Origin of the sequence: Streptomyces sp. TRM64462, assembly GCF_013362995.1 — a bacterium.
GTDB lineage: Bacteria > Actinomycetota > Actinomycetes > Streptomycetales > Streptomycetaceae > Streptomyces.
The window spans coordinates 1-3,300 of record NZ_JABWDV010000284.1; the positions used below are offsets into that span (position 1 = coordinate 1).

The following is a 3,300-nucleotide window of genomic DNA, read 5'->3' on the forward strand; positions in this document are numbered from 1 at the left end:
CGTGCCGGCCGCCGACGGGCGCTCCTCCGGGTCCTTGCGCAACAGCCCCTCGATCACCGGCGCCAGCGCACCCGCCCGCCGCAGCGGCGGCAACGGGTCGTCCACCACCGCCCGCAGCGTGCCCCGCGCCGTGTCCCGGCGGAACGGCGACCCGCCCTCCACCGCCGCGTACAGCAGCACCCCCAGCGACCACAGGTCCGACGCGGGCCCCGCCGCCCGCCCCAGCGCCCGCTCCGGCGCCAGATACTCGGGCGAGCCCACCAGTTCGCCCGATGCCGCCGGGAGCGGCGCCTCGGGTGGCGACGCGATCCCGAAGTCCGTCAGCACCACGCGCCCGTCGTTGCCCAGCAGTACGTTGCCCGGCTTCACGTCCCGGTGCAGCACCCCCGCCTCGTGCGCCGCGCACAGCGCGGCCAGCACCTCCGCCCCGATGTGCGCGGCCCGGCGCGGCGGCAGCGGCCCCTCCGCGTACAGGACGTCGGCCAGCGTCAGTCCGCGCACCAGCTCCGTGACGATCCACGGCCGGCCCTCATCGGTGGCCACGTCGTGCACCGTGACCGCGTTGCGGTGCGCGATGCGCGCGGCCGCCCACGCCTCCCGCTCCACGCGCGCGTAGAGCCGCCGCTCGTCCGCCTCGCCGCACGCCGCCGGCGCCCGCACCTCCTTGACCGCCACCTCACGGCCCAGCACCTCGTCACGGGCCCGCCAGACCACACCCGTAGCCCCTCGGCCCAGCGGCCCCAGCAGTCGGTAACGCCCCGCCACCAGCCTTTCGGCGCCCGGCACTTCGCTCATCGCGGGGACCTCCTTCGTATCGCGGACGACCACGAGGAGACTGTCCAACTCACCCTGGAATCAGACATATTCGGAGAGTAACTGTCAACCCTCGTATGTGTGCGGTGAATCCCGATACCGGGATACACGACTGCGAGGCGGGGACGATAGGGTTAACGTTGGCCCGGGCCGGGTGCCCTTGTACGGGTGGGGAGTGACATGGATCAGATAACAGTGCGCAGCAGGCCACGTGTGCCTGCGATCACCTGCGGGAGCAGCGCGACCAGCTCGCGTCTCGACCGTCACCTCGCGGTGCTGGGCGGCCCCGCCGTCCCGCAGCGTGAGACGGCGGAGGCGACGTCGCTGATGCGTGAGCTGACGACCCGTGATGTCGCGCACAGCCACCGGAGCAAGAGCGCGCGCGTCTCGCTCTTCGCGCCCCTCCGCCGACTGCGCCGCTCGCTCTTCGGCAACCACGGCTGAGCGGACGGGATCCGGCCGGACCCACGGCGCGTGTGCCGCGTCACGCGCACCCAGCCCGCTCACAGCCGGACGGCCGGCCGGCTCCACCGCTGACACCAGCCACCCCCTCGGAAGAAGACCCAACCCCCCCGCTCTTCTCTCCCTCCTCTCCGGCCGCTCCGCTCGCCACGCGCCGCCCACGCTCACGCGATCACACCGTCCCGGCGCAGCCGCGCCCGCTCCTCGTCGGCCACCCCGAGCCCCCGCAGCACCGCGTCCGTGTGCTCCCCGAGCGCCGGCACCGCGCCCATCCGCGCCTCCGGCCCGCCCGGCAGCGTGATGGGCGGCAGCATCGCCCGCAGCGGACCCACCGGTGAGCCGACCTCCCGCCACCGGTCCCGCGCCGCGAGCTGCGGATGCGCCGCCACATCGGCCACCGTGTTCAGCCGGGCGCACGCGATACCCGCCGCCTCCAGCCGCTCCAGCGCCTCCGCGGTGCCGAGCCCGGCCAGGGCCTCCGCGACCACCGCGTCCGTCTTCACACGGTTGGCCACCCGCGCCGTGTTCGTCGCGAACGCCGGGTCCAGCGCCAACTCGGGGCGGCAGAGGACCTGTTCGGCGAGCCGCCGCCACTCCCGGTCGTTCTGCACCGACAGCAGCACCTGACCGCCGTCCGCCGTCGCATAGGCGTCGTACGGGGAGATGACCGCGTGCGCGACCCCCGTACGCGCGGGCGGCTCACCCCCGTGCATCCCGTGGTGCAGCGGATGCCCCATCCACTCGGCCAGCGACTCCAGCATCGAGATCTCCACCGGGCCGCCCAGGCCCGTCGTGCCCCGCCGCAGCAGCGCCGCCAGCACGCCCGAGAACGCGTACATCGCCGCCGCGATGTCCGCCGCCGGAACCCCCGCCTTCACCGGCTGCTCCGGCGTGCCCGTCACCGACACCAGACCCGCCTCGCACTGCACGAGCATGTCGTACGCCCGCTTGTGCGCGTACGGGCCGCCCGCCCCGTAGCCGGAGATGTCCACGGCGATCAGCCGGGGATGCGCCGCGCACAGCGTCGCCGCGTCGAGGCCCAGCCGCGCCGCCGCGCCCTGCGCCAGGTTCTGCACGAACACATCGGCGCCGGCGACGAGCCGCCGTACGAGGGCGATCCCGCGCGGCTCCTTCAGGTCCACGGCCAGGGACTCCTTGCCGCGGTTGCACCACACGAAGTGCGAGGCGAGGCCGCGCGCGGCCGTGTCGTAGCCGCGCGCGAAGTCACCGCCGTCCGGGCGCTCGACCTTGATGACCCGGGCACCGAGGTCGGCGAGCTGACGGGTGGCGAACGGCGCGGAGACGGCCTGCTCGACGGCGACGACGGTGACCCCGTCCAGGGGCAGGGGGAGCGGCTGGGCGAGCGGCTGGGGGAGCGGCTGGGGCTGCGGCGGCTGCGGCGGCTGCGGCTGGGTGCTCATGACAGCCGTGCTTATCGTGTACGTACCACCCTTGTCACCCCTTCGTGCTAGAGGAGGGCGAACTGGCCTTCCGGGCCTTCCTCGTGGTGGTCCAGGACCGAGGCCGGGCGGCGGGAGACGGGCGGTGCCGGGAGGACGCCGGCGGTGCGCAGGCCGGTGCGCGTGAGGTGCGGGACGTCCGCCGACGGGGCCCCGGCGGGGGCGGTGCGTTCGGCGAGGGCCGTGCGCTCGGACTCCAGGCCGCCGAGGAGGGCCAGCACCGTGATGAGCTCCAGGAGCTCGGACGTCCACTCCTGCGGCCACGCCGAGGGGCGGATCGCGTCCAGAGTGCCCGGCTCGGAGGGTGCGGCCGGTGTGCGGCGCTCGAACCAGAGCGGCAGCACGCGGACCCCGGACACATGGAACTCCCACGCCTCCGCCGGGACCGGGGCGATGCGGCCGGCGCCCACGTGCAGGGCCTCGTCGTCGGCGTCGTACGTCAGCGTGCCGGGGTGCGGCGGGAGCGCGGCGCGTACGTAGGGGCGCCTGCCGCCCGGGAGACGCGGGCGGTCGCGCCCCTGCGCGCCGCGGAGCTGGACGTCCGTCATACGGCGGCCCAGGTCCA

Annotated in this window: 4 protein-coding genes; 1 reads left to right on the forward strand and 3 read right to left on the reverse strand. The window is 75.0% G+C overall.

Annotation, left to right across the window (positions count from 1 at the left end):
• Positions 1-795: serine/threonine-protein kinase (locus tag HTZ82_RS13460; protein WP_175409592.1), on the reverse strand; the 795-nt coding region annotated here is incomplete at its 3' end.
• A gap of 198 nt (positions 796-993) precedes the next feature.
• Here HTZ82_RS13460 and HTZ82_RS13465 point away from each other — a divergent pair.
• The gene (locus HTZ82_RS13465) at positions 994-1,257 is read left to right on the forward strand and encodes a hypothetical protein (protein WP_175409593.1); all 264 of its coding nucleotides are present in this window, start codon (positions 994-996) and stop codon (positions 1,255-1,257) included.
• A 182-nt stretch (positions 1,258-1,439) separates the two neighbouring features.
• On the opposite strand, the gene HTZ82_RS13470 is transcribed toward HTZ82_RS13465, so the two are convergent.
• Both HTZ82_RS13470 and HTZ82_RS13475 read right to left on the reverse strand, forming a co-directional pair.
• Positions 1,440-2,696 (reverse strand): CaiB/BaiF CoA-transferase family protein, encoded by a 1,257-nt coding sequence (locus HTZ82_RS13470; protein ID WP_175409594.1) that lies wholly within the window; start codon positions 2,694-2,696, stop codon positions 1,440-1,442.
• Between the two features lie 47 nt (positions 2,697-2,743).
• On the reverse strand, positions 2,744-3,300 hold a 557-nt coding region (locus HTZ82_RS13475), incomplete at its 5' end, for a type ISP restriction/modification enzyme (protein ID WP_302852228.1).